The sequence below is a fragment of the Bradyrhizobium yuanmingense genome (genome assembly GCF_900094575.1).
GTDB classification, from domain to species: Bacteria; Pseudomonadota; Alphaproteobacteria; order Rhizobiales; family Xanthobacteraceae; genus Bradyrhizobium; species Bradyrhizobium yuanmingense.
Genome location: NZ_FMAE01000002.1, coordinates 702,737 through 728,316, shown reverse-complemented (window position 1 = coordinate 728,316; position 25,580 = coordinate 702,737). Strand labels below are relative to the sequence as shown.

Annotated in this window: 21 protein-coding genes; 13 read left to right on the top strand and 8 right to left on the bottom strand. The window is 64.6% G+C overall.

The features are described from left to right. Positions 1 to 74 precede the first annotated feature (74 nt). The 5 genes from GA0061099_RS08465 to ugpB form a co-directional block, all read right to left on the bottom strand. Entirely contained in the window at positions 75 to 974 is a 900-nt protein-coding gene (locus GA0061099_RS08465) for an ABC transporter permease (RefSeq protein WP_036020304.1), read from the bottom strand. 3 nt (positions 975 to 977) lie between these two features. After that, the gene (locus GA0061099_RS08460) at positions 978 to 1,991 is read right to left on the bottom strand and encodes an ABC transporter permease (RefSeq protein ID WP_036020302.1); all 1,014 of its coding nucleotides are present in this window, start codon (positions 1,989 to 1,991) and stop codon (positions 978 to 980) included. A gap of 111 nt (positions 1,992 to 2,102) precedes the next feature. Then, positions 2,103 to 3,722 carry an ABC transporter substrate-binding protein gene (locus GA0061099_RS08455; RefSeq protein ID WP_036020299.1) on the bottom strand — a complete coding sequence of 540 codons (1,620 nt, stop codon included), beginning with the start codon at positions 3,720 to 3,722 and terminating at the stop codon, positions 2,103 to 2,105. 770 nt (positions 3,723 to 4,492) lie between these two features. Next, a complete protein-coding gene (locus GA0061099_RS08450; RefSeq protein WP_036020297.1) occupies positions 4,493 to 5,449 on the bottom strand; it encodes an aminoglycoside phosphotransferase family protein in 957 nt (318 codons plus the stop codon). A 251-nt stretch (positions 5,450 to 5,700) separates the two neighbouring features. Further along, a complete protein-coding gene (gene ugpB / locus GA0061099_RS08445; protein WP_193375169.1) occupies positions 5,701 to 7,023 on the bottom strand; it encodes a sn-glycerol-3-phosphate ABC transporter substrate-binding protein UgpB in 1,323 nt (440 codons plus the stop codon). 296 nt (positions 7,024 to 7,319) lie between these two features. Between ugpB and GA0061099_RS08440 the strand changes: the two genes are divergently transcribed. The 10 genes from GA0061099_RS08440 (at position 7,320) to GA0061099_RS08390 (ending at position 18,914) form a co-directional block, all read left to right on the top strand. Then, the gene (locus GA0061099_RS08440) at positions 7,320 to 8,330 is read left to right on the top strand and encodes a TRAP transporter substrate-binding protein (protein ID WP_036020362.1); all 1,011 of its coding nucleotides are present in this window, start codon (positions 7,320 to 7,322) and stop codon (positions 8,328 to 8,330) included. A 54-nt stretch (positions 8,331 to 8,384) separates the two neighbouring features. Further along, positions 8,385 to 10,415, top strand: a complete 2,031-nt coding sequence (locus GA0061099_RS08435) for a sensor histidine kinase (protein ID WP_074447666.1) — start codon at positions 8,385 to 8,387, stop codon at positions 10,413 to 10,415. After that, positions 10,385 to 12,130 carry an ATP-binding response regulator gene (locus tag GA0061099_RS08430; protein ID WP_074447643.1) on the top strand — a complete coding sequence of 582 codons (1,746 nt, stop codon included), beginning with the start codon at positions 10,385 to 10,387 and terminating at the stop codon, positions 12,128 to 12,130. The genes GA0061099_RS08435 and GA0061099_RS08430 overlap by 31 nt, the downstream gene beginning before the upstream one ends. A gap of 39 nt (positions 12,131 to 12,169) precedes the next feature. Further along, positions 12,170 to 12,901 carry a response regulator gene (locus tag GA0061099_RS08425; protein WP_036020286.1) on the top strand — a complete coding sequence of 244 codons (732 nt, stop codon included), beginning with the start codon at positions 12,170 to 12,172 and terminating at the stop codon, positions 12,899 to 12,901. Between the two features lie 407 nt (positions 12,902 to 13,308). Beyond that, entirely contained in the window at positions 13,309 to 13,920 is a 612-nt protein-coding gene (locus GA0061099_RS08420) for a sigma-70 family RNA polymerase sigma factor (protein WP_036020284.1), read from the top strand. Positions 13,921 to 14,403: 483 nt separating this feature from the next. Next, a complete protein-coding gene (locus GA0061099_RS08410) occupies positions 14,404 to 15,102 on the top strand; it encodes a cytochrome c biogenesis CcdA family protein (protein WP_036020281.1) in 699 nt (232 codons plus the stop codon). A gap of 32 nt (positions 15,103 to 15,134) precedes the next feature. Beyond that, complete coding sequence (locus tag GA0061099_RS08405) at positions 15,135 to 15,698, top strand: thioredoxin family protein (protein ID WP_036020278.1); 564 nt, start codon at positions 15,135 to 15,137, stop codon at positions 15,696 to 15,698. A 103-nt stretch (positions 15,699 to 15,801) separates the two neighbouring features. Further along, entirely contained in the window at positions 15,802 to 16,773 is a 972-nt protein-coding gene (locus GA0061099_RS08400; protein WP_036020275.1) for a hypothetical protein, read from the top strand. Between the two features lie 379 nt (positions 16,774 to 17,152). Then, on the top strand, positions 17,153 to 17,746 hold the full coding sequence (locus tag GA0061099_RS08395; protein WP_036020272.1) for a L,D-transpeptidase: 594 nt from the start codon (positions 17,153 to 17,155) through the stop codon (positions 17,744 to 17,746). Between the two features lie 130 nt (positions 17,747 to 17,876). Then, a complete protein-coding gene (locus tag GA0061099_RS08390; RefSeq protein ID WP_036001959.1) occupies positions 17,877 to 18,914 on the top strand; it encodes an amino acid ABC transporter substrate-binding protein in 1,038 nt (345 codons plus the stop codon). Positions 18,915 to 19,083: 169 nt separating this feature from the next. Here the strand turns inward: GA0061099_RS08390 and GA0061099_RS08385 are convergent, their stop codons facing one another. Then, positions 19,084 to 20,223 carry an acyl-CoA dehydrogenase family protein gene (locus GA0061099_RS08385; RefSeq protein WP_036020267.1) on the bottom strand — a complete coding sequence of 380 codons (1,140 nt, stop codon included), beginning with the start codon at positions 20,221 to 20,223 and terminating at the stop codon, positions 19,084 to 19,086. A 145-nt stretch (positions 20,224 to 20,368) separates the two neighbouring features. After that, complete coding sequence (locus GA0061099_RS08380; RefSeq protein ID WP_036020265.1) at positions 20,369 to 21,583, bottom strand: acyl-CoA dehydrogenase family protein; 1,215 nt, start codon at positions 21,581 to 21,583, stop codon at positions 20,369 to 20,371. Between the two features lie 127 nt (positions 21,584 to 21,710). Between GA0061099_RS08380 and GA0061099_RS08375 the strand changes: the two genes are divergently transcribed. Both GA0061099_RS08375 and GA0061099_RS08370 read left to right on the top strand, forming a co-directional pair. Beyond that, on the top strand, positions 21,711 to 22,256 hold the full coding sequence (locus GA0061099_RS08375) for a carboxymuconolactone decarboxylase family protein (RefSeq protein WP_036001930.1): 546 nt from the start codon (positions 21,711 to 21,713) through the stop codon (positions 22,254 to 22,256). Between the two features lie 89 nt (positions 22,257 to 22,345). Continuing rightward, positions 22,346 to 22,840 (top strand): VOC family protein, encoded by a 495-nt coding sequence (locus GA0061099_RS08370; RefSeq protein WP_036020262.1) that lies wholly within the window; start codon positions 22,346 to 22,348, stop codon positions 22,838 to 22,840. A gap of 59 nt (positions 22,841 to 22,899) precedes the next feature. On the opposite strand, the gene GA0061099_RS08365 is transcribed toward GA0061099_RS08370, so the two are convergent. Next, positions 22,900 to 24,228: an MFS transporter gene (locus tag GA0061099_RS08365; RefSeq protein ID WP_036020259.1), complete on the bottom strand. Its 1,329-nt coding sequence runs from the start codon at positions 24,226 to 24,228 to the stop codon at positions 22,900 to 22,902. Positions 24,229 to 24,409: 181 nt separating this feature from the next. Here GA0061099_RS08365 and cyoA point away from each other — a divergent pair, with 181 nt between their 5' ends. Continuing rightward, on the top strand, positions 24,410 to 25,570 hold the full coding sequence (gene cyoA, locus GA0061099_RS08360) for a ubiquinol oxidase subunit II (RefSeq protein WP_036020256.1): 1,161 nt from the start codon (positions 24,410 to 24,412) through the stop codon (positions 25,568 to 25,570). Positions 25,571 to 25,580: the final 10 nt, after the last annotated feature.

Sequence of the window (25,580 nt, the reverse complement as noted above, 5' to 3'; positions counted from 1 at the left end):
ACGGTCGAAAACAACCCCATGCACAGTAGAATGGCGACTGAAATCATTGGAGAATTTTTCTTGGAGGTTGAGCATCACGTCCTCCGCTGGGGATCGACGATGTCGCGCAGGCCGTCGCCGAGGAGGTTGAAGCAGAACACGGCGATCATCAGGGCAAGGCCGGGGAAGAGCGCGATCCACCATTCGCCCGACACCATGAAGCCCGCGCCTTCGGCGACCATGATGCCCCATTCCGCCGTCGGCGGGCGGACGCCGAGGCCGATGAAGGAGAGGCCGGCGGCGTTGAGGATGGCGTAGCCCATGGTCAGCGACATCTGCACGATCATGATCGGCATGATGTTCGGCAGGATGTGCACCAGGAGGATGCGGAACTCGCCGTTGCCTGACAGACGCGCGGCCTGCACGAAGCCGGCATTGCGGCGGACATTGGCTTCCGCGCGGGCGACGCGGGCATAGAGCGGGAAGTTCACGATCGCGGTGGCCAGGATGATGTTCTGCACGGTGTTGCCGAGCGCGGCGACGATGCCCATCGCGAGCACGAACAGCGGGAAGGCCATAATGGTGTCGGCGATGCGGCCGACGATGCGGTCGGTCCAGCCGCCGAAATAGCCGGCCGCGATGCCGGCAAGGCCGCCCATCAGGAACACCAGCGCGACCGAGGCGATCGCGATGAAGAAGTCGAGGCGCGTGGCGACGATGACACGGCTGAAGATGTCGCGGCCCAGCTGGTCGGTGCCGAACCAGTGCGCCGCCGACGGCGGTTTCAACGCAGCGGCCGTATCCGAGGCGAGCGGATCGTACGGCACCACGTAAGGGCCGAACAGCGCGGCGAACACGATGATCAGGAGCAACGCAAAGGCAAAGCCCGTGACCTTGTTCTCGCCGAGGACATAGCGGGTCTGTTCAAGGATCGCGACGAGGCCTGACGTGCGGGCGGGGCCGACAGGTTCAACAGCAGGCGCTACGGAGCTCATAGTCTAGCCCTCCAACCGCACGCGCGGGTCGATCACGCCGTACAAAATGTCGATGATCAGATTGAGCAGCACGTACATCACGGCCATGGTCAGCACGAAACCCTGCACCGGCGCGAAGTCGGAGGAGATCAGCGCTTCCACCGCGTAGGAGCCGATGCCCGGCCATGCGAACACTTTCTCGACCAGCACGTTGGCCCCCAGCAGGAACGAGAACACCATGCTGAGCGTGGTGATGACCGGCAGCATCGCGTTGCGGAACGCGTAGGTGACGATCACCGTCGCCGGCGACAGGCCGCTGGCGCGCGCGGTGCGGACGAATTCGGATGCGAGCACCGCGAGCATGGACGCGCGCGTCATGCGTGCGATCGGCGCCAGCGAAAAGATCGCGAGCGTCGTTGCGGGAAGGATGAGTTGGCTCAACGCCGAGCGGAACGCCTCGAGATCGCGCGCGATCAAAGTGTCGATCAGATAGAAGCCTGTTACCGTCGGCGGCGCGCTGTAGAACACGTCGAGACGGCCGAGCGGCGCCGGCGACCAGCCCAGGCGAAAGTAGAAGACATAAACCAGCACGAGGCCGGTGAAGAACACCGGCAGCGACACGCCGGCCGTGGTCGTGACCCGGCAGAGATGATCGATCCATGATCCCGGCCGCGTTGCCGCGAGCACGCCGAGCGGAATGGCGATCGCAACGGACACGAACAGGCCGAGCAGCGTCAGCTCGGCCGAGGCCGGCAGGCGGTTACGGATCTCGGTGGCGACCGGCTGGCCCGTCGTCAGCGAGTTGCCGAAATCGCCATGCGCGAGATCGTTGGCATAGCGGAAGAACTGCTCGATCAGCGGCTTGTCGAGGCCGAGTTTCTTGCGGATCTGCTCGACGGCTTCCTTGGTCGCGGCGGGGCCGGCGAAGTAGGCGGCGGGATCGCCCGGCAGCGCGCGCGTCAGCAGGAAGGTGACGATGACGACGCCGATCAGCGAGGGAACCGCGAACATCAGGCGCTTGCCGATCATGGTCAGCATGGTGCTCGCTCCGCTCGCGCGAATGGCGAATAGCGAGTGGCGAATGGATATTCGCTCCTGTCGACCATCACGTCCCCCTACTCGCTATTCGCCACTCCCTATTCGCTTTCCTCACCCCTTCGCCATCGCGCGATAATCCAGCCGCCGGTGGAACCAGTACTGGTAGCCGCTGATGTTCTTCTGCATCGCGACGTTGACGAACGGCTGATACAGCGGGATCCGCGGGACGTCGGCGAAGGCGAGATCGACGAAGCCCTTCACGTCGGCATCGTAAGCGGCCTTGTCGCCGGTGGCGGCCGCGGTGCGCGCACCGTCGATGAATTTGTCCATCGCCGCCGACTTGTAGCTCATGGTGTTGAAGACGGAATTGTTGCCGTGATAGCACCAGTAGAAGAAGTACTCGGGGTAATCGAGCCAGCCCGAGAAGACGTTGGTGAAGAGCGGCATCTCCTTCTTGTTGAGCTCGGTGCGCCAGTTGGCGCCGGGCACCTTGTTGATGGTGGTCTTGATGCCGAGCTGGGCGAGGCTCTCCTGCACGAGGATGCAGAGCGGCTCGTTGACGCCGGCGAAGTTGAGATCGAACGAGATCGTGGTCTCGAAGCCGTTGGCGTAACCGGCTTCAGCCAGCAGCGCCTTCGCCTTCTCCATGTCGGTGTTGTACTTGTGCGGCTGCGGCCAGGCGACTTCGGTGGCCTTGTCCTTTGCGCCGAACATGGGATTGCCGAGACCGAACAGCACGGCGTCCATGATCTTCTGATACGGCAGCGCATAGGCGATGGCCTGCCGCACTTTCGGATTGTCGAACGGCGGCTTGGTGACGTTCATGCCGATATACTGGATGCCGTTGGAGAACGGCAGCGACACCACGTTGAGCTTGCCGTTCGCCTTCATCTCCTGGAAATCCTTGAACGGCAGCTCATAGGAGATGTCGGCATCGCCGCGCTCGAGCAGCGCACGGCGGTTGCCGGCCTGCGGCACCATGCGCCAAATCACGCGCTTGATCTTGGGAAGCGGACCGCCGACCCAATCCTCATTGCGCTCCATGATCACTTCGGTGCCGGCGGTCCACTTCGTCACCTTGTAGGCGCCGGAGCCGGCGGTCTGCTGTTTTGTAAACTCGAGGCCCCAGGGATCCTTCTCGCTGGCATTCTTCTTCACCAGCTCGGAATTGACGATGCAGGGCACGATCACGGCGAGATCGGGGATCGTCAGCTTGTCCTTCTTCAGGAAGTCGACGCGCACAGTGTGATCGTCGACCACGACGAACTGCTCGGCCTTGGTGAGCGAACCCGCGCTCATCTGGAAGGTCGGGAAGCCGCCGACGCTGACGGCGCGGTCGAGCGACCATTTCACGTCTTTCGCGGTAACAGGCGCGCCGTCGTGGAATTTGGCGTTCTTCTTCAGCTTGAAGGTGACCGACATGTCGTCGATCTTCATGTCGTCGGCGAGCTCGCCTTTGAACTTGTCGCGGTCGTAATAGGGCACGCCGCCGGGACCGCTCTTCATCTCGTGGCTGATCAGGCGGTCGTAGCAATTCCAGGAGACTTCATAGCCGGGCACGTTGGTGCCGATGCCATGGATGTCGAGATTGTTGGGGCCGCCTTCGGAAACGATCAGCAAGGTCTCCGAGCGGGCATCGGCCTTGGCCGGGGAGATCACGGACGGCATGGCCGGGAGCGCCGCGCCAGCGGCCAACCCGGAAACGGATTTGAGGAAATCGCGGCGCTTCATGAAATCGCTCCAACACAAAGGTTTTTGGCTGGAACTGGATTCGCAAGGTTTGTGCCAAGGCTTAACGGAAGACTAAAGATGCATAAGCAACTGAAATTATAGAGGATTTCTGCGCCCCCAAGTGGATGCAGCTCCACGCACAATTTCGCATGTGCATACAAAAACGCATATTTGCATAAAAAATAGACCGAAAAATTTGATAGCCTATTTGGTGAGCTCGCGCACGGCGCCGGGGTTTCACGCAGGGTGTTCGTGGGTCGCGTGACAAGGATGCGGCGCGAGTTTGTCCCCGTTGTTTGAGGACTGTGTGTCCTCAAGTGTCTTGTAGGAGGAATCCTACTGTGCGTAGTGTGTACGCGATTTCAGTTGTGCTGAAGAATTTGATTCGAAGCCTGCTGAAAGCACAAAGACCGCCCGGGGTGGACCGGACGGCCTTCGCTTCGAACCCCTCGCTTTCGAACGGGAGGGGGAGACGGGTGGCCCTTGTGGAGGGGGCCGTTGGTAGCGCAGCGCTCCTGATGGAAGGGAGCGCCGGGTCCCGCCCTAGAGCGGGATCGCCAGTGGAAAGAGCCGCGTCGACTTGGCGGAAGATCGGCTCCTATCCACGATTGCGAACCAGCGAAGCCGAATCGCAGGTTGCATGGTGGCGTGCCCGGATGGCGGAGTCCACGCCGGCCTGACGATTTCCGTGGGCAATCCCGCTTTTCCCCAAGGGCTGACCGTGTTTCGACGGACAAGAAGCCAAACTACGGGGCGGTGACCGCCGTCGATCAGGTAGCCCAGATCAGCTCCTGGAGCTCGATCAGATCATCCGCCCGCTCCTGCCAACCCTCGATGCAGATGTGGCTGTTGAGGTCGCTGGCGCGGTGCAGCAGCATCAGGGCCATCAGGCGGCGCTTGAGCGTCGCGTCCAGCCTTGCATAGCCAAAGCCTTCGAGCAGGCTCTTCACCCTGCCCGGCCGGCCCGCCGCCATGAAGGCGCTGGGGCCGAGCAGATCGTAGTCGCTCCACCCCGTGAGCACGTCGCCGAAATCGAACAGGCCGCCGAGCGACCATTGGCCGTCGTCACAGGCGAGCAGAAAGTTCTCGGGGATGTATTCACCGATCAGGATCACCGGCGGCGCGTCCATCGGGATCAGCTTTGCGGCATCGCGCAGGAAGTCGTCGAGGCCCTCGAGGAATTTTGGTGCGAGGCCGAGACGCTCGTGCCGCGCACGGCAAGCCTGCATCTGCCGGCGCATGAACGCGTCCCAGCGCGGCTCGATATGCGCGAGCGGTCCAAGCGGCGCGCGCTGCACGCTCGCAATGGTCTCCCCGATCTGGAGCAGCAGGCGCTCCTTCTGCGGCTCCGGCAGTGATGGCCAGACCTCCGAACCCAGCGTGCCGGCGAGGCGCGTGATGACGAGATAGGGCCAGCCGTCGCGCATCCCCTCCGCGACGATCTCGGGGATCGGCAGGTGCAGACGGCCTTTGAGCTGCGTCAGCGCGACGCGCTCCGAGACGAACTGCGCTGCGAGCAGCGGCGGAAAGATCTTCAGGATCAGCGTCTCGCCGAGGCCGACCACGAGATTGGTGCCGGTCGCAAACACATGCGGCGAGCCGGCATCGAGGCCATGGCTACGTGCGATGTCGAGGGCGATCGGCAGCCATTGCGTGGACGCGGAGCGGAAAGCGCGGAAGCTTGCGGCGTCGGCGAAGTGAGGCAGCTGTTGCGGCGTGATTGTCATCTGCACTCGCGTATCGAATGCAGGGGCAACTTTGGTTGACCCGGTGCAAGCCAAGGAAACGGTGCACCTCTCCCGCTTGCGGGGGAGGTCGGCGCGAAGCGCCGGGTGGGGGCTCTCTCCACGTGGGGACACTCTCCGCAGACTTCAGACAATCCCAACGTGGAGAGAACCCTCTCCCCAACCCTCCCCCGCAAGCGGGGGAGGGAGCGCACCTCGTTCGCAGCGGCGGCGAGACGTAATCGCAACACACCCTACCGCTCGGGACTCGCGCGCTCGAACTGGCGCAAGAGCTTGTTGCCGCGCTCGACGGCGGAATCGAGTGCTGATTGCGCGCTCTTGTGGCCGGCGAAGGCCTGCTCGAGCTCGTCCTCGATCACGCCGCGGATCAGGACGAAGGAGCCGAGCCGGATGCCCTTGGAGTTCTCGGTTGGCGGATTGAGCGTGATCTGCTCGAACGAGATCGCCGAGCCCGGATTGCGCTCATAGAAGCCTTGCGAGCGCGTCAGCTCGAACGCGGCGCGGGTCACGGGGAGATAGCCGGTGTTCTGGTGCCAGGCGGCCTGCACGCCGGGCTGGGACAGATAGGCGAAGAAGCGCGCCACGCCCTTGTATTCCTCGCGCGGACGGTCGCGCAGCACCCACAGCGTGGCGCCGCCGATGATCGAGTTCTGCGGCGCGCCCTTCACGTCGGGCCAATAGGGCATCATGCCGTAGCCGATCTCGAACTTCGAATTCGCCTTGATGTCGGCCCGCGTGGCCGAGGAGCCGATGAAGATGCCGCATTCGCCTTTCTGGAATCGCGGCTCGGCCGACTGGCCGCGGCCGCTATAGTCGAACAGTTTTGTCTTTTGCCACTCGGCAAGCTGGCCGACGTGCTTGACCACGATCGGATTGTTGATGGTCAATTCCGCATCGAGGCCTGCAAAGCCGTTGGTGCGGGTGGCCAGCGGCAGATTGTGGAAGGCGGCGAAATTCTCGACATGGATCCAGGACGGCCAGGACGTGGTGAAGCCGCAAGCAGCGCCGCGGTCGCGCAGGCGCTTGGCGACCGCTCCCAGTTCCGGCCAGGTCTTCGGCGGCGCCTCCGGATCGAGGCCGGCGTCGCGGAACATGGTCTTGTTGTAATAGAGGATCGGCGTCGAGGAATTGAACGGAAAGGACAACAGATTGCCGGCCGCATCGGTGTAATAGCCGGAGACCGCGGGCAGATAATCACTGAGCGAGAACGGCTCGCCCTGGTCCCGCATCAGGCTGAACACCGGATAGATCGCGCCCTTGGCCGCGGTCATGGTGGCGGTGGCGACCTCGTTGACCTGGACGATGGCGGGCTGGGTGCGCGAGCGGAAGGCGAAGATCGCCGCCGTCACCGTCTCGGTGTAATTGCCCTTGTAGACGGGCACGATGCGGTAATCGGATTGCGAGGCATTGAAGTCGGCGGCGAGCTTTTCCAGCTGCCGGCCGAGCTCGCCGGACATGGCGTGCCACCAGGCGATCTCGGTGGCAGCCCGCGCAGGGGCGGCCAATGCGAGGGCCGCAAAGGCGGCAACGAGCTGCAAAAGGCGCAAGGCTGACATCAGGATGGCTCTTCCCAGGCCGCGGTCGACGTGGCGGCTGTCCTGCTTAAGGCCCGGCAGTGGCCGTTTCAACCGGGAATGAACGCCGGCCGCGCCGCACAATCAGCCCGCTGGCCGGGGACGGAATGGGGCTTCCCTTAACTTCTGCTGGAGCCCCGTTCCGATCGGAACGGGTTCTAAATTATTAATTTGACGGGTTTTCTTTACGCGAACCGGTATCCACTTCGCTTGAAAACGCTTTAGATTGCATTGAACCTTTTCCTTCCGCCATAGACTCCACCACTGAGGGGTTGAGTGTGCCAGTGTTGAGCCGTGCCGAACTCTCGCGGACCGGGGTGATCTTCGTCGCGCTTCTGCTTGCCGCAGTCTCGTCGAGCATGCGCGCGACGAGTGCGGTTGCGCGCGAATTTCGCGCCGCCGACACCCAGGCCGAGGACTACCCGACCGTCCAGGCGCTGCGCTACATGGGCGCCCTGATCGCCGAGCGCACCAAGGGCCGCCACGAGATCAAGGTGTTCCACTCCCGCCAGCTCGGGGAGGAAAAGGAGACGATCGAGCAGACCCGGGCCGGTGCGATCGACCTCAACCGGACCAATGTCGCCCTGATCGGCAATTTCGTCCCGGCGATGAACGTGCTGGCGATGCCGTTCCTGTTCCGGTCCATCGAGCACATGCAGAAGGTGCTGGACGGAGCTGTCGGCAGCGAGATCCTCGGTAGCTTCGAGCCCTACGGCTTCGTCGGGCTCGCCTTCTACGATTCGGGTGCGCGCTCGATCTATAACGGGGTCCGCCCGGTGAAGACCATCGCGGACCTCAAGGGATTGCGGATCCGCGTGCAGCAGTCGGAGTTGATGAGCCAGATGATGCGCGCGCTCGGCGCCGAACCGGTCGAGCTGCCCTACGGGCAGGTGCTCACCGGGCTTGCCAACCATCTGATCGACGGCGCCGAAAACAACTGGCCATCCTTCGTGACCACGAACCATTACAAGCATGCCGGCCATTACACGCTGACCGAGCACACGATGAGCCCGGAGGTGCTGGTGATCTCTCTGAAGGCCTGGAACAGCCTGTCGGCGGAGGAGCAGACGATCTTTAAGGAGGCCGCGCAGCGCTCCAGCCGGTTCATGCGCGAGAAGTGGCGCGACCTCGAGGAACAGTCGCAGCGCAAGGCGCAGGAAGCCGGCGTCACCATCATCAGGGACATCGACCGCAAGCCGTTCGAGGACGCCATGGCCGCAATCTACGCCAAGGCCGCGCGCGACCCCGCGGCGGCCGCGCTGATCGAACGGATTCGCAAGGTGGAGTGAGGCCTGTTGGCTGCGCTTGGACATAGCGATCACGCGGACAAGCCACCCGGCCCGATCGGGCAGCTGCGCGCGCGCATCGTCGGCCTCTTACGGGCGGTGCCGATCCGCTGGCGCATCCTGTCGATCGCCGCGCTGAACTCCGCCGTGGTCGTGGTGCTGGTGGCGATGATCTGGAACGGCGCCAAGGTGCTCGGCTCGGCCTGGGACGATGTGCGCCAGGTGCGCGAGTCCGACCGGATCTTGGCGCTGCTCGAAAGCGAGACCGGGCGGCTGCAGAACCTGATCCACCGCTACATCAACCAGCCGAGTCCGGACCTGTTCGCCGAGATCCTGTTGCTGCGCGAGGCGGTGCTGGGCACGCTGACCAATCGCGCCGCCAAGGACCCGATGCTGTCGGGCTCGGTCGAGGAGCTGGAGCGCACCACCGACCGCTTCCTCAACGGCTTCGGCGAGCTGCGCAGCGTGCAGTCCACCATCGCCAAGACCTATGAGGAGCAGGTGCAGGGCCCGGCCAGGGACATGGCGGGACTCTACTCCATCATCGAGGGTGCCACCGGCCATCGCGACGCGCTGATCTGGCCCTCGCTCGGCAAATCCCGCGAAGCCTTCACCGCGATGCTGGTCGCGGCCAATTCCTATTACCTGTCGCAGTCGTCGGGCGCCGCCGACGACGCGCGCCGCCATACCGAGACGATCGAGAGGACCATCCCGGTCATGATCGATCTCGCCGACAACGACCTGCAGAAGATGGCCTTGCGGCGGCTCGCGGCCCGCACCGCCGCACTTCGCGAGGGCTTTGCAAAACTCTCCGAGCAGCTTGCGAGCCGCACCGAGCTGCTCCGCAACACCATCGACGCCAGCCAGGCCGAGGCGATCGGCGCCATCGACGACCTCTCGACCAAGATGCGCCAGCGCGAGCAGAAGGCGCAGGAGGTATTCGACCGCACGCTGGCGGATATCTCACGCCGGGTGCTGTCGATCGCGGTGATCTTCCTCGGCATCATCCTCACCGCGGGCGTCCTGATCGCGCTGTCGATCCGCCTGCCGCTGCAGCAGATCATGTCCGCGATGCGGGCGATCACGCTCGGCGATCTCGACCGCGAGGTGCAGGGCACGAAAGCGCGCGACGAGGTCGGGGCCATGGCGCGCGCGGTGGAGGTGTTCCGCGAGAACGCGATGGCCAAGCGCCGGACCGAGGACGAGCTGCGCGCGTCCAAGGAAAAGGCCGAGAGCGCCCTGTTCGAGCTCAACACCGCGCAGCAGAACCTGATCGACGCCGAGCGGCTGGCCGCGCTCGGCGGCCTCGTTGCCGGCGTTGCGCACGAGGTCAACAACCCGATCGGCATCAGCCTGACGGTGGCTTCGAGCTTTGCCCGGCGCACCGAGATTTTCGAAGCCCAGCTCAAGGGCGAGGGCGGCCTGCGCCGCTCACAGCTGGAGGAATTCGTGCAGTCCTCGCGCGACGCCTCGCAGCAGCTCGTCGCCAATCTGACCCGCGCCGGCGAGCTGATCCAGTCGTTCAAGCAGGTCGCGGTCGACCGTTCCCATGCCGAGCGGCGGCAATTCTCCTTGAGCGAAGCCACCGACCAGATCATCGCCAGCCTCAAGCCCGTGCTGAAGCGCTCGCCGATCACGCTGGAGGTCGACGTCCCCGAGGGGCTGCTGCTCGACGGCTATCCCGGCTCCTACGGCCAGATCCTGACCAACCTCTTCCTCAACGCCGCCAACCACGCCTTCGCCGACGGCCGCGCCGGCCGGATCGCGATCTCGGCGCGGCCGCGCGGCACCGAGGACATCGAGATCAGCTTCTCCGACGACGGGGCCGGCATGACCCCGGACGTGCAGCGCCAGGCCTTTGACCCTTTCTTTACCACCCGGCGCAATGAAGGCGGCACGGGACTTGGCCTTCATATCGTCTATAACCTCGTCACCCAGCAGCTCGGCGGCCGGATGATGCTGGAATCCAAGCTGGGACAAGGCACTACTTTTCGCATTATCATGCCCCGCGTCGCCAAGGGCGGCGCGCAAAGCACAGAAAGTGACGGATCTTCGCAATGGCCGAACAGGACGATGTCCTCCACCTGATCGACGACACCGGTACCGCGTCGGAGGACAGCAACGCCCGGAAATGGAAGATCGCCGTCATCGATGACGATCCGGCCGTGCATGACGGTACGCGTTTCGCGCTGTCGGACTACAGCCTGAACGGCCAGAGCCTGGAGATCCTGTCGGCCTATTCCGCGGCCGAAGGGCGCAAGCTGATGGCCGAGCACCGCGACGTCGCCGCCGTGCTGCTCGACGTCATCATGGAGACCGACGTCGCCGGCCTCGAGCTGGTCGAGTTCATCCGCAACGAGATCCGGAACGAGACCGTGCGCATCATCCTGCGCACCGGCCAGCCCGGCCAGGCGCCGGAGCGGCGCGTCATCGTGCAGTACGACATCAACGACTACAAGGCCAAGACCGAGCTCACCGCCGACAAGCTGTTCACCTCGCTGACCGCGGCGCTGCGCTCCTACCAGCAGCTTGAGCGCATGGTGCAGACCCGGCGCGGGCTGGAGATCATCATCGACGCGGCGTCCACGCTGTACGACTTCAAGTCGATGCAGCGGCTCGCTGAGGGCGTCCTGACCCAGCTCGCTTCGCTGCTCAACGTCGACTGCGCCGGCATCCTGGTGCTGCGCGACAATGGCGGCATCGACCCCGAGCTCTCGGTGCTCGCCGGCAGCGGCTGCTACAGCCGCTTCATCGGCACCACCTCGTCGAAGGCGCTCGACCCCGAGCTGCGCGAGATGGTGGAGGCCGCGTTCCAGCGCCGCAAGAACGAATTCGCCGACCATCGCAGCGTGATCTATTTGCGCACCGGATCGGGCCGCGAGGTCGTGGTGCTGCTCCAGGCCGAGCGCGAGCTGTCGGAGACCGACCGTTCGCTGGTCGAGATCTTCTCCTCAAGGCTCTCGATCGCCTTTGACAACGTCATCCTCTACCAGCAGCTGCAGGACGCCAACACCCAGCTGGAGGACCGCGTCGCCCAGCGCACCCGCGCCCTGATGCAGGCCAACCGCCGCCTCTCGGCCCAATGGCTGCGGCTGCAGCGCGCCAACGGCTTCAAGAACGAGATTCTCGGCACCGTCGCGCACGACCTGAAGAACCCGCTCGGCGTCATTCTCGGGCGCACCGAGATGCTCAAGGAGCTGATCTCGACCGGCGCCTCGGAAAGCGGGGTCGTCGCCCAGGTCGACCATATCCGCGACGCCACCAAGCGCCTGACCACGATGGTCGATCATTTGATCTCGGACGCGATGGCCGATGCCTTCGACATCACCATCCGCCGCGAGCCGGTCGACGTCGCCGCCCTGGTCAAGGAGGTCGCCGAGGCCAACCAGCCGCTCGCGGTCAACAAGCAGCAGGCGATCAGCGTCACGGCGCCGCCCAACATCGTCACCATGTGCGACACCGACCGCATCCGCGAGGCGATCGACAATCTCATCAGCAACGCCATCAAATACTCACCGATCGGCGGCAAGATCGACGTCACCGTGGTCCACGAGGGCAGCGACACCATCGTCAGCGTCAGCGACGAGGGCGCCGGGCTGTCGCCGGAGGACCTCGGCCGGCTGTTCGGCCGGTTCCAGCGGCTGTCGGCCAAGCCAACCGCCGGGGAGAGCTCGACGGGACTTGGTCTCTCCATCGTCAAGCGTATCATCGACATGCACGGCGGCGAGGTGACCGCCGAGAGCGAGGGCCCCGGCAAGGGCTCGACCTTCACCATCACCCTCCCTGCGACTGAAGCGCCGTGATGTCAAAGCCCGTGATGCAAAGCCCATGATGCAAAGCCCATGACCCAAAGCCAGCACATCATGATCGTCGACGATGAGGCTCCGGCCCGGGAGATGGTCGGCGATTACCTCAAGATGCACGGCTTCACCGTGACGCTGTGCGACGGCGGCAAGTCCTTGCGCGCCGCGATCCAGGGCAGCATGCCTGATCTCGTCGTGCTCGACCTCAACATGCCCGAGGAAGACGGGCTCTCGATCATCCGCGACCTCAAGAGCCGCATCAACGTGCCCGTCATCATGCTGACGGCGACCGCGAGCCCGATCGACCGCGTCGTCGGCCTCGAGCTCGGCGCGGACGATTACGTGGCAAAGCCCTGCGAGCTGCGCGAGCTGATGGCGCGCATCCGCTCGGTGCTGCGGCGGAGCGGACCGGCCAAGGCGGCAGACGCGCCGGCGGCGAAGTCGGACAAGGAGCAGCTGGTGCGCTTCGGCACCAAATGGCTCGACCTCGAAGCGCAGGCCTTGCGCGACGACGAGGGCAACGAGCATCCGCTGACCGCATCCGAGTTCGGGCTGCTCAAGGTGTTCGCCGCCAATCCGAAGCGCGTGCTGTCGCGCGAGCGCCTGCTCGAGCTTGCCAACGCCCGCGACGCCGAAGCCTTCGACCGCGCGGTCGATCTGCGCATCATGCGCATCCGCCGCAAGATCGAGCCCGACCCGGCCAAGCCTGCCGTAATCCGCACCATCCGCGGCGGCGGCTATCTGTTCTCGCCGCAGGGCGAGAAGGCGTAGGGCGAGCGGCACAACCCGCTCTGCCGTAGCCCGGATGGAGCACAGCGCAATCCGGGGGTGCTGTAGCCGCGGATGGAGTTGCCCCGGATTTCGCTGCGCTTCATCCGGGCTACGAGATTATCGCCCCCGGGACGACAGCGGTAGGTGCGGCGCGACCAAACGCAATCCCCCTAAATTCGTTCCGCGGCGCGCCCGTCCGGCCCCGAATCCCCACCCCGTATTTTCCGTACGTTGAAATCACAAGGTTTTTTGCCCCGAATGTTTCGTCGCACCCTGTCCGGCGAAACAATTTGACGGCGCACGAAACCATTTTCCGCTTTTCGTGCAGACGTCCCGAAACGTTGGCTCATTAACACTTTGACCCAAGGAAACGCCGCTCGGTTGCGGCGCTACGGGGAGCCAAGTCCATGCCGAACGTCATTGCCATCAACGCCCAAGCCAGCCAGAGCATCATTGCCGCTCAGGCGACCTCGGACGACATGCTCCTCGCAAGCATTGCCGACGGCAACCGGACGGCCATGCACATCCTTTACTGCCGGCACAATGTACGGGTGTACCGATTCATCCTGCGCATCGTGCGCGACGCCACCACGGCGGAAGATCTGGTCAGCCAGGTGTTTCTGGACGTGTGGCGGACCGCCGGCCAATTCCAGGGCCGCTCGCAGGTGTCCACCTGGCTGCTCTCGATCGCCCGCTTCAAGGCGCTGACCGCGATGCGCCAGCGCCGCTTTGAGGACATCGATCAGGAGGACGTGCGTCAGATCCCTGATGGTTGCGACACGCCGGAGACCTCGCTCGACCGCAGCGACACCAGCGCCATCCTGCGCGCCTGCGTGCAGAAGCTGTCGCCGGCGCATCGGGAGATCATCAACCTCGTCTATTACCACGAGAAGTCGGTGGAGGAGGTCGGCCAGATCATCGGCATCCCCCAGAGCACGGTGAAGACGCGGATGTTCTATGCGCGCAAGCAACTCGCCGATTTGCTTAAGGGCGCCGGCGTCGACCGTTTCGCCGCTTAACAACAATGTTTTCAAGGGGATAGGATCTCCGTTTTGGCCCTCTCCCCGGACACGGAAGCGTTACCACTGACGAAACAATTGAAACAAACGACAACATCAGGCGGAAAAACTTCCCTTCTATAAAGCTCCATACGGTTTCGTTAAACCTCCCAAGACCTCCAGCGACCCGGACGATGCCCCGTCCGGGTCGTTTTTATTTGGGCCTGAGTGGTTGCCGGCTCCGCGGTCGGTGCGCTCCCTCCCCCGCTTGCGGGGGAGGGCTGGGGAGAGGGTGTTTCCGCAACGGGGCACTCCCCCCAGAGGAAAGAACCCTCACCCGCCGCACTCTGCGAGTGCGCCGGCCTCTCCGGCAAGCGGGAGAAGCGGGAGCCCGCGGCCACCGTGCTCTGCAAAGCAACAGCCCCCGTCACGAAGCCGTGACGCTGCGTAACGACCGCCCCACCGCACGCGAACAGCCCTCGTGACCTCCCTCACGAGTGCCTCATGCTCGACCTGCTCTTTGCTCTCCTCGCCGGCATCCTCACCATCGCCGCGCCCTGCACGCTGCCGATGTTGCCGATCCTGCTCGGCGCCTCGATCGGGCGCGCGGGGCATCTGCGACCCGCGATGATCGCGCTCGGCTTCGTCTTTTCCTTCTCGATGGTCGCGCTGGCGCTCGGCGCGATCACGCGGGCCTTCGATTTCGATCCGAACGTGCTGCGCGAGGCGGCAGCGGTCCTGCTGCTCGGCTTCGGCCTGTTGATGCTGTGGCCGGCGCCGTTCGAATGGCTGTCGATCCGGATCAACGGCTGGCTCGATCTCGGCAACATCGGCGCTACGCAGCGCGACGGCGCACTCGGTGGGCTGATCCTCGGCACCACCTTGGGACTGGTCTGGACGCCCTGCGCAGGGCCCGTGCTCGGCTCGATCCTGACGCTGGTGGCGACGTCGAAGAACGTTGCCTGGGCCGGCACGCTGCTGGTCGCCTATGCCATTGGCGCTGCGATCCCGATGCTGGGAATAGCCTATGGCGGACAGGCCGCGACCACGCGCGTACGCAGCTTGGCCCGGATCTCACCGCGGCTGCAGCAGGGCTTTGGCGTCGTCGTGATCGGCTTCGCGGTCGCCGCCTATTTTCAATACGACACGCTGATTGTGGCGTGGCTCACCGGCTTCTACCCCACCGGCCAGATCGGCCTGTGATCCCACCTCATCTTCACCGGAGGACACTTTCCATGACTCTCAAGCTGCTCGCAATGTCTGCTGCACTGATCGGCATCACAGTGACCGGCGCCGTGATCCCCGGCATCTGCGACGAGGCCGCACGCGCCGCGCCTGTCGTCACCGCCGCCGCGAACCAGCAGGCCGCGCCCGACTTCACCGGCATCACCAACTGGTTCAACTCGAAGCCGCTTCATATCGCCGATCTCCGCGGCAAGGTCGTGCTGGTCAATTTCTGGACCTATGGCTGCGTCAACTGCGTCAACACGCTGCCGCATGTCACCGGCCTCTACGCCAAGTACCGGGATCGAGGCCTCGTCGTGGTCGGCGTGCACACGCCGGAATTCCCGTTCGAGCGCTCCGCCGCCAACGTGCAGGCCGCGCTGAAGCGCCATGGCATCACCTATCCGGTGGCGCAGGACAATGAGTCCAAGACCTGGAACGCCTATCGCAATCAATATTGGCCGGCGCAATACATCGTCGACCAGAGCGGCAAGATCGTGTTCCAGCACGCCGGCGAAGGCAGCTATGACGAGATCGATCGCACGGTGGCCAAGCTGCTGAACGCGAGCAGCTGACGCTGCACGGTCATCGCGCGGCGGGCTTCAATTGTCGCCCTTGTTGCTTGACACCACGGAGCCGTCCGTGGAGTTTCGCAATCGACGCAATCAGCCGCCCGCAATGGACGCGACCACCAGCACCGACATCCGCCTTCGTGAAGGTTCCTCGATCGCGCAGCGGCTGGTCGTGGCCGGCTGTGCGGCTGCCGTTGCGCTCTGCTTCACGCCGGGTCTGTTCACGCAGGACCTCCTGGAAATCACGATATCGACGGTGGCGCTGCTGGTGGGAGCCGGATTCGTCGTCGGCATCATGATGGCGCCGGCGGTGGTGTGGATCATCACGCCGGACGAGATCCTGATCGGGCGGCAGCGGCCGTTCGGAAAGCTCCGGACGCGCCTCGTCGGCAAGGACGAGATCACGGCGCTACAGGTCCCCGGCAGCAAGCGGGTGAAGGCCCGCTTCCAGCTCGTCTTCACCCTGGCCTCGGGCGAGCGGCTGACCTCGCCGCCGATTTCCGACGTCACCCATGTCCGCGACACCGTGGCGTGGATCGCGGCGCATTTTGACGTTCCCAATGTCGAGGCGCCGAGCAACCCGCTCGATGCCAGCAATCCCGAGATGCATCTCGGCGAGCCTCTCGAGGCGTTTCCTGCACGGGAGATCCGCATCGTCGCACTGATCGCGGTGGCTTTGTCCGCGGCCCCCTATGCTTACAAGCTGTGGCGCGGCCTCTCGCCGAGCCATGTTGATATCCTGCTGCTGCCGCTGGGCGCGATCGCCGCATTCGCCGTCTATCGCTATGCCAACCTTGCGACTGGCGCGTTCTGGATCATCGGGCCGAACGATATTCGCGTCGAGCGCCTGTGGGGCGACGGCAGCCTGCGCGCCGACCGCATCGCCGGACCCGACGTGAAAACGATCACGGTCGAGCGCCGCGGCCGCTCCGAGGACGAGCATTGCATCGTGGTGATCCGGCTGCATTCGGGGCGGCGGTTTCGCAGCCCCCGCATCGGCTCGCGCGTCGAAGCCCGCGCCGTCGCGGCGGAGATCGTGCGGCGGCTCGGGATCCCGGCGGAGAGCAACAAGATTTAGCTGGCGCAAATTGTCGGCCTCGATCTCACCACGTTCGATCTAAGCCTCTCCCGCTTGCGGGAGAGGTCGCCGCGTTCCGGGCGATGCGAGCATCGTCCCGCGCGGCGGGTGAGGGTTCTATCCTCTGGGGGAGTGTCCCATTGCGGAAGCACCCTCTCCCCAACCCTCCCCTGCAAGCGGGGGAGGGAGCGGACCACCACTGCGGTACCACCTATGCTTTTCGCGCCATCCCCTGTTCGTGGCATTGCGCCGAGCCCGTCAAAAAACCAAAGCATTCTCGTGACATGCCAGGACGGCGCGCCATCAACTTGCCATGAACTTGCCCCTCAGGTTTGATGGTTCCGAATGATTTGCGCTGTGGCAGCGGGGAGAGCTTGAAATGACGAATTTTCGTCGCCTGACCGGGATTTTCGTGGCTGCGATGGGACTGGCCCTGTCCACGCCGCACGCCTTCGCCCAGCAGCCGGACCGCGGCGACGAGCCGGGCCTGATCGCCGATGACGGATACCAGCTCGAGCCGGAATGGCAGAAGCAGGTGGTCTACTTCCGCACCACCGAGCCGCCGGGCACCATCATCGTCTCGACCGCCGAACGTCACCTCTATCTGGTGCAGCCCGGCGGGCGCGCCATCCGCTATGGCATCGGCGTCGGCCGCGACGGTTTCCAGTGGCAGGGGCTGGTGACCATCACCAACAAGAAGGAGTGGCCGGACTGGACGCCGCCGCCGGAGATGATCCAGCGCCAGCCCTATCTGCCGCGCTTCATGGCCGGCGGACCCGGCAATCCGCTGGGCGCCCGCGCCATGTATCTCGGCACCACCGTCTACCGCATCCACGGCACCAACCGACCCGACACGATCGGCACCAAGGTGTCCTCGGGCTGCTTCCGCCTGGTCAACGCCGACGTCGCCGACCTCTACGATCGCGTCCCTGTCGGCACCAAGGTGGTCATCCGGCAGAAGCCCGAGCTCTAAGGTTCATGATCCCGACATGATTGCTTCGGACGGCCGCAGCGTGCCTTGCGCCAACGCGGCCGTCCGGATCCGGATCATGCACTCCGTCCTCGCCTGATTCCTTTTCCCGATTTTTCGAGAGAGCAACATGATGCGCACTTTTCGTGGCGGCCTGCTGATCGGGGTCGCCATCGCCGTGCTGGTCGCCATCGGCGCGATCATTTACGAGTTTTACGACACCCGCACCCTGAGGCGCACGGTTCGCCGCGGTGAGGTGCTGTGCGGCGTCAACAAGGGCCTGCCGGGCTTCTCGATCCCCGACGACAAGGGTAACTGGACCGGCTTCGACGTCGATTTCTGCCGCGCGGTGGCCGCTGCGATCTTCAACGACCCCGGCAAGGCGAAGTTCGTTCCGCTCGACGCCAACGAGCGTTTCAAGGAGCTGCAGAGCCGCAAGGTGGACATCCTCTCGCGCAACACGACCTGGAGCATGGCGCGCGAGCTCGACTACGATTTGTATTTCCCGGCCGTGGCCTATTACGACGGCGTCGGCTTCATGGTGCCGCGCACGCGCAACAAGGAGACCTCGCTGGACCTGGCAGACAGCAAGGTCTGCGTGCAGAACGGAACCACGACGACACTCAACGTCGCCGATTACTTCCGCATCAACAACATGAAGTATGAAGAGGTGAAGTTCGATAACCTCAACGACGTGGTGAAGGCGTACGACACCGGCAAGTGCGACACGTTCTCCGCCGACGTTTCTCAGCTCTATGCTCTCAGGTTGAACCTGACGAAGCCCGGCGACCACATGATCCTGCCGGACATGATCTCCAAGGAGCCGCTCGCCCCCGTGGTGCGCCAGCGCGACGACGACTGGATGATGATCGTGAAGTGGACGCTTTACGCGATGATCAACGCCGAGGAGCTCGGTGTCACCTCGGAGAACATCGACGAGGCCCTGAAGTCGAAGAAGCCGGAGGTGATGCGCCTCGTCGGCACCGAAGGCCGTTACGGCGAGCAGCTCGGCCTCACCAAGGACTGGGCCGCGCGCATCATCCGCCACGTCGGCAATTACGGCGAGATGTATGACCGCAACATCGGCGAAAAGTCGAAGCTGAAGATCCCGCGCGGCATGAACCAGCTGTGGAACGCAGGCGGTGTGCAGTACGCACCGCCGATGCGGTAAGGGGTGTCTCCGGCGAACGTCGTAGGGTGGGTTAGCCTTGCAATTGCGCTAAGCGCAATTGCTCGGCGTAACCCACCATGCTTCCGCGTTTGCCGGACGAAGATGGTGGGTTACGCACTGCAGATGCGCTTCGCGCTTCTGCAGTGCTAACCCACCCTACGAGAGCATCTCAATAACCCCGCGCGCGCGCCAGCTGCTCGGTGTGGTAGTTCGCGTCGCCGAACAGCTCCTCGCAGACACGGGCGCGCTTCATGAAGAAGCCGATGTCGAACTGGTCGGTCATGCCCATGCCGCCGTGCATCTGCACGCCTTCCTGCACCGCGCGCGTGGCGGTGGTGCCGGCGCGGGCTTTTGCCACGGCGACGGCGGGTGCGGCCTTGACGACGTCGGCATCCAGTGCCTGCAGCGCCTTCATGGTGGCAGCACGGGTGATCTCGATGTCGATGTAGAGCTCGGCGGCGCGATGCTGCAGCGCCTGGAATTCGCCGATCAGCTTGCCGAATTGCTTGCGGCTCTTCAGATACTCGACGGTGCGGCCAAACACTTCATCGCTGAGGCCGACCATTTCGGCGGCCACCGCGCCGCGGCCGATATCGAGCACGCCATCGAGCAGGCCAGCCGCCTGGTCGACCTCGCCGAGCACGCTGTCGGCGGTGACCTCGACATTGGCGAATTCAATCCGCGCCGCATTGTGCGCATCGACCATGATGGTGCGCTCGATCGCAACGCCCTTGGCCTTGGGGTTGACCAGGAACAGCGTCAGGCCCTCGCGTTCGCCGGCAGAGCCCGCGGTGCGCGCGGCGACGATGAGGAGATCGGCGACATGACCGTCGATCACCAGCGCCTTGGCACCGGAGAGCTTGAAGCCGTTGCCGGCGCGCACAGCCTTGAGGCTGGTCTGCAGCGGGCGATGCTTGGCGCCCTCGTCGATCGCGAGCGTCGCGAGCAGCGAGCCGTTCGCGATCTTCGACAGATATTCCGATTTCTGCGCGGCATTGCCGCCGCGGGTCAGCACTGATGCCGCCACCACTGACGTCGCGAGGAAGGGCGATGGCATCAAGGTGCGGCCGATCTCCTCCATGATAATTCCGGCTTCGACGAAACCGAGACCGCTGCCACCGAACTCTTCCGGCACGAGCAAGCCGGCAAACCCCATCTCGGCGAAGGAATGCCAAAGATCCTTGGAGAAGCCGGTGGGGTCCTTGCTGTCGCGCAAGTGGCGCAGGTGCGACACCGGCGCCTTGTCGCTGATCAGCCCGCGCGCGGAGTCGCGGAGCATGGATTGTTCTTCGGTGAGGACGAGGGCCATATGCGTGTTTCCGATTCGAAATCTATCTGGTTCGTCATTCCGGGATGCGCCGCAGGCGCAGGCCCGGAATCCATCGGGCGGCAGAGGGGGAGGATGAATGGATTCCGGGCTCGCGACTTCGTCGCGCCCCGGAATGACGGAAACCTCACGCCCCCGGCAGATCTAGGATGCGCTTGGCGACGATGCCGAGCATGACCTCGGACGTGCCGCCCTCGATCGAGTTGGCCTTGGTGCGCAGCCAGGCGCGCGGGCGCGCGCCCTGCCTGGAGCGCTCGCTCTCCCATTCCAGCGCATCGACGCCGCCCGCCGACATCAGGATCTCGTGGCGGCGCTTGTTGAGCTCGGTGCCGTAATATTTCATCGCCGAGGAGAACGCCGGATGCGCCTGCCCGGCCTTGGCGAGATCGACCGCGCGCTCGGCGCAGGCCGCCAGCGCGGCCTCATCGACGTCGAAGGTCGCGATTCTACCGCGCAGCATGGCGTCGTCGAGCCTGCCCTGCCCATCGGTGCCGACGGAATCGGCCGCGATCTGGCCGAGCGGCCGGCCGACGCCGCGCTCGCCCATCCCCGAGATCATCGCGCGCTCGTGCTGGAGCAGATATTTCGCGACGTCCCAGCCGCGGTTGATGGTGCCGACGACATGCGACTTCGGCACGCGGACATTGTCGAAGAAGGTCTCGCAGAACGGCGAGTAGCCCGAGATCAGCAGGATCGGCTTGGTCGAGACGCCCTTCGAGGCCATGTCGAACAGGATGAAGCTGATGCCGTCATGCTTCTTTGCGGTCGGGTCGGTGCGGACCAGGCAGAAGATCCAGTCGGCGTAATTGGCGTAACTAGTCCAGATCTTCTGGCCGTTGATGATGAAGTCGTCGCCATCGCTCTCGGCGCGGGTCTGGAGCGAAGCGAGGTCGGAACCGGCGTTCGGCTCCGAATAGCCCTGGCACCAACGGATCTCGCCCGCGGCGATCTTCGGCAGATGCTCCTTCTTCTGGGCCTCGTTGCCGTACTTCAAGAGCGCCGGCCCGAGCATCCAGATGCCGAAGCTCGACAGCGGCGGCCGGGCGCCGATCCGCGCCATCTCGGCGCGCAGCACCTTGTGCTCGGCCGCGCTCAAGCCGCCACCGCCATATTCCCGCGGCCAATCCGGCACGGTCCAGCCCTTGTCGCGCATGCGCTCGAACCAGATGCGCTGCGGCTCGGACGAGAATTTCGCGTTGCGTCCGCCCCAGAACACGTCGGCATCGGACGTTGCGGGCTTGCGCATCTCCGGCGGGCAATTGGCTTCTAGCCAGGCGCGGGTATCGTTGCGGAATGTTTCGAGATCGGCGGATTCGGAATCGCTGGTTTTGAGATCGGTCATTGGTCGTTTCCATCACCCAACATTCGAATTGTTGCCAGCGAGTCTGGGCCAAGCCCCCGCGGAATTCAACCACTTATCGGTTATAGTCATTGCTGCGGCGAGCTTTGAAAACAAAGAGGAAACGACAATGCGCCTAAAACTTCTTTCGCCTGGCGAAATGAACGAGAGCCAGCGGCAGACCTATGACGAGTCGATCGCCGGCAAGCGCGGCAAGCCGCCGCCGCCGATGATGGCCTGGCTCAATAGTCCCGAGATGGCCCGGCACGCCACGCGGCTCGGCGAGGTCATGCGGTTCGACACGATCTTCCCGGCCAAGCTGTCGGAGATCGCGATCCTGGTGACGGCGCGGCACTGGACCGCGCATTACGAATGGTACGCGCACAAGCGCCTCGCGCTCGCCGGCGGCATGAAGGGCGAGATCATCGATGCGATCCGCGACCGCCGCACCCCCGACTTCGATGATCCCATGGGGAAGATGATCTACGATCTCGCGAAGTCGCTGCACGAGGGCCACGGCGTCGAGAAAGGTCTCTACGACGAAGCGGTCAAGCTGCTCGGCGAGCGCGGCGTCGTCGAGGTCATCGGGCTGTGCGGCTACTACACGCTGGTGTCGATGACGCTGAACACGTTCGAGTTCGGCCTGCCCGAGGGCGAGGTGTCGGAGCTGGCTTAGTTTCCCATTCAGAAACGATGGGTTTCGAGTTTGGCCGTAGCACTGGCTCGAAGCGGGGCTTACGTGCATGTTTTCGAGGGAACATTCACATGTCGCAAAGCCCCACCATTCCTGCCGGCACCAGGATCGGCCACGTCCACCTCAAGGTCGCCGATCTCGATCGTGCGCTCGGCTTCTATTGCGGCGTGCTCGGCTTCGAGCTGATGCAGCGGATGGGCTCGGGGGCGGCCTTCATCGCGGCCGGCGGCTATCACCACCACATCGGGCTCAACACCTGGGAGAGCAAGGGCGGCTCACCGCCGCCGCCTGATGCGACCGGGCTCTATCACACCGCGATCCTGTTTCCGACGCGCCCCGCGCTGGCGGATGCGCTGCATCGGGTGCTCGCGGCCGGCATTGCGCTCGATGGCGCCAGCGATCACGGCGTCAGCGAGGCGCTCTACCTGCGCGACCCCGACCAGAACGGCGTGGAGCTGTATTGGGACAAGCCGCGGGAGCAATGGCCGTTCGGGCCTGACGGGAAGCTCACGATGTTCACCAAGCGGCTGGATGTCGAAGCGCTGTTGCGGCAGCGGGAGGGGTGATGCCTAGAGGTGGGCCCGGCGCCACCAGCGCCGTTGCCCACCCTGCATGCGCTGCGTGATCAGCGCCCTGCGTCCATGTCCCCCGCCTCGCGCTGGCCGCTGAGCCAGAGCGCGAGCAGGGTCCAGAACGCGCCGGACAGCAGATACGCACCCGAGGCGATGACGCCAAGATTGGTGGCGAGCAGCAGTGCGACCAGCGGGGCGAAGCCGGCGCCGAATAGCCAGGCCATGTCGGAGGTCAGCGCCGAGGCCGTATAGCGATAGGCCTGCCGGAAGTTCGAGGCGATAGCACCGGAGGATTGGCCGAAGGACAGGCCGAGCAGGATGAAGCCGATCACCATGTAGATGGTCTCGCCGAACGCGCCGGCGTCGAGCAGCTGCGGCGCGAAGCCGCTATAGACTGCGATCGCGATCGCCGATCCCATCAGCAGCGACTTGCGCCCGACGCGGTCGGCAATGATGCCGGAGGCCACGATCGCGGCGACGCCGAACACGGCGGCGACGATCTCGATGATCAAAAAGCGCACCGGGCTTTCGTGGGTGAACAGGAACACCCAGGACAGCGGGAACACCGTGACCATGTGAAACAGCGCGAAGCTCGCCAGCGGCGCGAAGGCCCCTAGCATGATGGTCTGGCCTTCGCGCGCGACCGTCTCTGAGATCCGCGCCGGCTGGAGTTCACGGGTCTCGAACAGCGTGGCGTATTCTTCCGTCGTCACCATGCGCAGGCGCGCGAACAGCGCGACGACATTGATGGCGAAGGCGACGAAGAACGGATAGCGCCAGCCCCAGTCGAAGAAATCATCGGCCGAGAGGAGGCCGGCGAAATAGGCGAACAGCGCGCTCGCCACGATCAGCCCGAGCGGCGCGCCGAGCTGCGGCACCATCGCATACCAGCCGCGCTGGGAGGCCGGCGCATTCAGCGCCAGCAGCGAAGCCATGCCGTCCCAGGCGCCGCCCCAGGCCAGACCCTGCGCGATGCGCGCCAGCGCCAGCAGCCAGATCGCGGCGACGCCGATCTCCTGATATCCGGGCAGGAACGCGAGCGCGACGGTGGCGGTGCCGAGCAGGAATAGCGCCGAGATCAGCTTGGCCGTCTTGCCGTATTCCCGGTCGATCGTCATGAAAATGACGGTGCCGATCGGACGGGCCATGAAGGCCAGCGCGAAGACCATGAAGGAATAGAGGGTCCCGGTCAGCTCGCTCGCGAACGGAAAAACCAGACGCGGAAACACGATCACCGAGGCGATCGCGAAGACGAAGAAGTCGAAGAATTCCGAGGTACGGCCGATGATGACGCCGATGGCGATCTCGCCGGGACTGGCCTGGTCGTGGCCGTGCTCGCCCGTGTGGAGGTTTGCCATTTCGGGGGTCTGTGCCGTCGCCATTCGTGCGCCCTTAACGTCCTGAAAACCAAAGCCGACCGCCCGGCGGGGCCCAGGCAATCTGGCCCTATCTGGCCCAACCTCCCGCACTGCAACATTGGACAAATTGTCCAATGTCCGGATTGTTGCGCCGCAGCTACCCCTTGGCCCCACAAAGGAAACTCATTCTCATAAGGCTCGGCCCGTGTCTCGTCTCAAGATCCTGGCGCTACTACCTCTGGCTGCCGCGCTCAGCGGCTGCGACTACGTCGTGCTGGCGCCAGCCGGCGATATCGCAGCGCAACAGCGCGACCTCGTCATCATCTCCACCGTCCTGATGCTGCTGATCGTCGTGCCCGTGATGGCGCTGACGGTGCTGTTCGCCTGGCGCTACCGCCAGTCCAACACCGAGGCCCGCTACGAGCCGGACTGGGATCACTCGACCAAGCTCGAGCTGGTGATCTGGTCGGCGCCGCTTCTCATCATCGTCTGCCTCGGCGCGCTGACCTGGATGGGCACGCATCTGCTCGATCCCTATCGCACCCTCGGCCGCATTCATGCCGAGCGCGCGGTGGACAAGTCCAAGGCCCCGCTCGAGGTCGACGTCGTCGCGCTCGACTGGAAGTGGCTCTTCATCTACCCGGACTACGGCATCGCCACCGTCAACGAGCTCGCAGCTCCGGTCGATCGCCCGATCACCTTCCGCATCACTGCGTCCTCGGTGATGAACTCGTTCTACATCCCCGCGCTCGCCGGCCAGATCTATGCGATGCCGGGCATGGAGACCAAGCTCCACGCCGTCGTCAACCACGCCGGCACCTACAAGGGTTTTTCGGCGAACTATAGCGGCGCCGGCTTCTCCGGCATGCACTTCAACTTCAAGGGGCTCGACGACAACGGCTTTGACGCCTGGATCGCCAGCGCCAAGTCGGCCGGCGGCTCGCTCGGCCGCGCCGAATATCTCCAGCTGGAGAAGCCCAGCCAGAACGAGCCGGTGCGGCGCTGGGGCACCGTCGATGCCGATCTCTACCGCCTGATCCTCAACATGTGCGTCGAGACCGGCAAGATGTGTCAAAGCGAGATGATGGCGATCGACGCCAAGGGCGGCAACGGCCATCAGGGCCTGAACAACACCCTGCCGCTCGCCTACGACAAGTATGCCCGCCGCGGCACGGTGCTCGGACCCGAGCCGACCTTCGTCGCCGGCACCTGCACGCCGGATGCGCCGCAGGGGCAGACCACCGCCTCGATCAAGGCTCCGACCGATTTCGCGCCGCTCCTGGGTGCCGGCCTGAAGCGGCCGTCGTTCACGCCGCTGAAGTCCTCGTCCTTCTTCCTCGGACAGCGTCCCAAGTCCGATTCCTGAAGTCAGATTC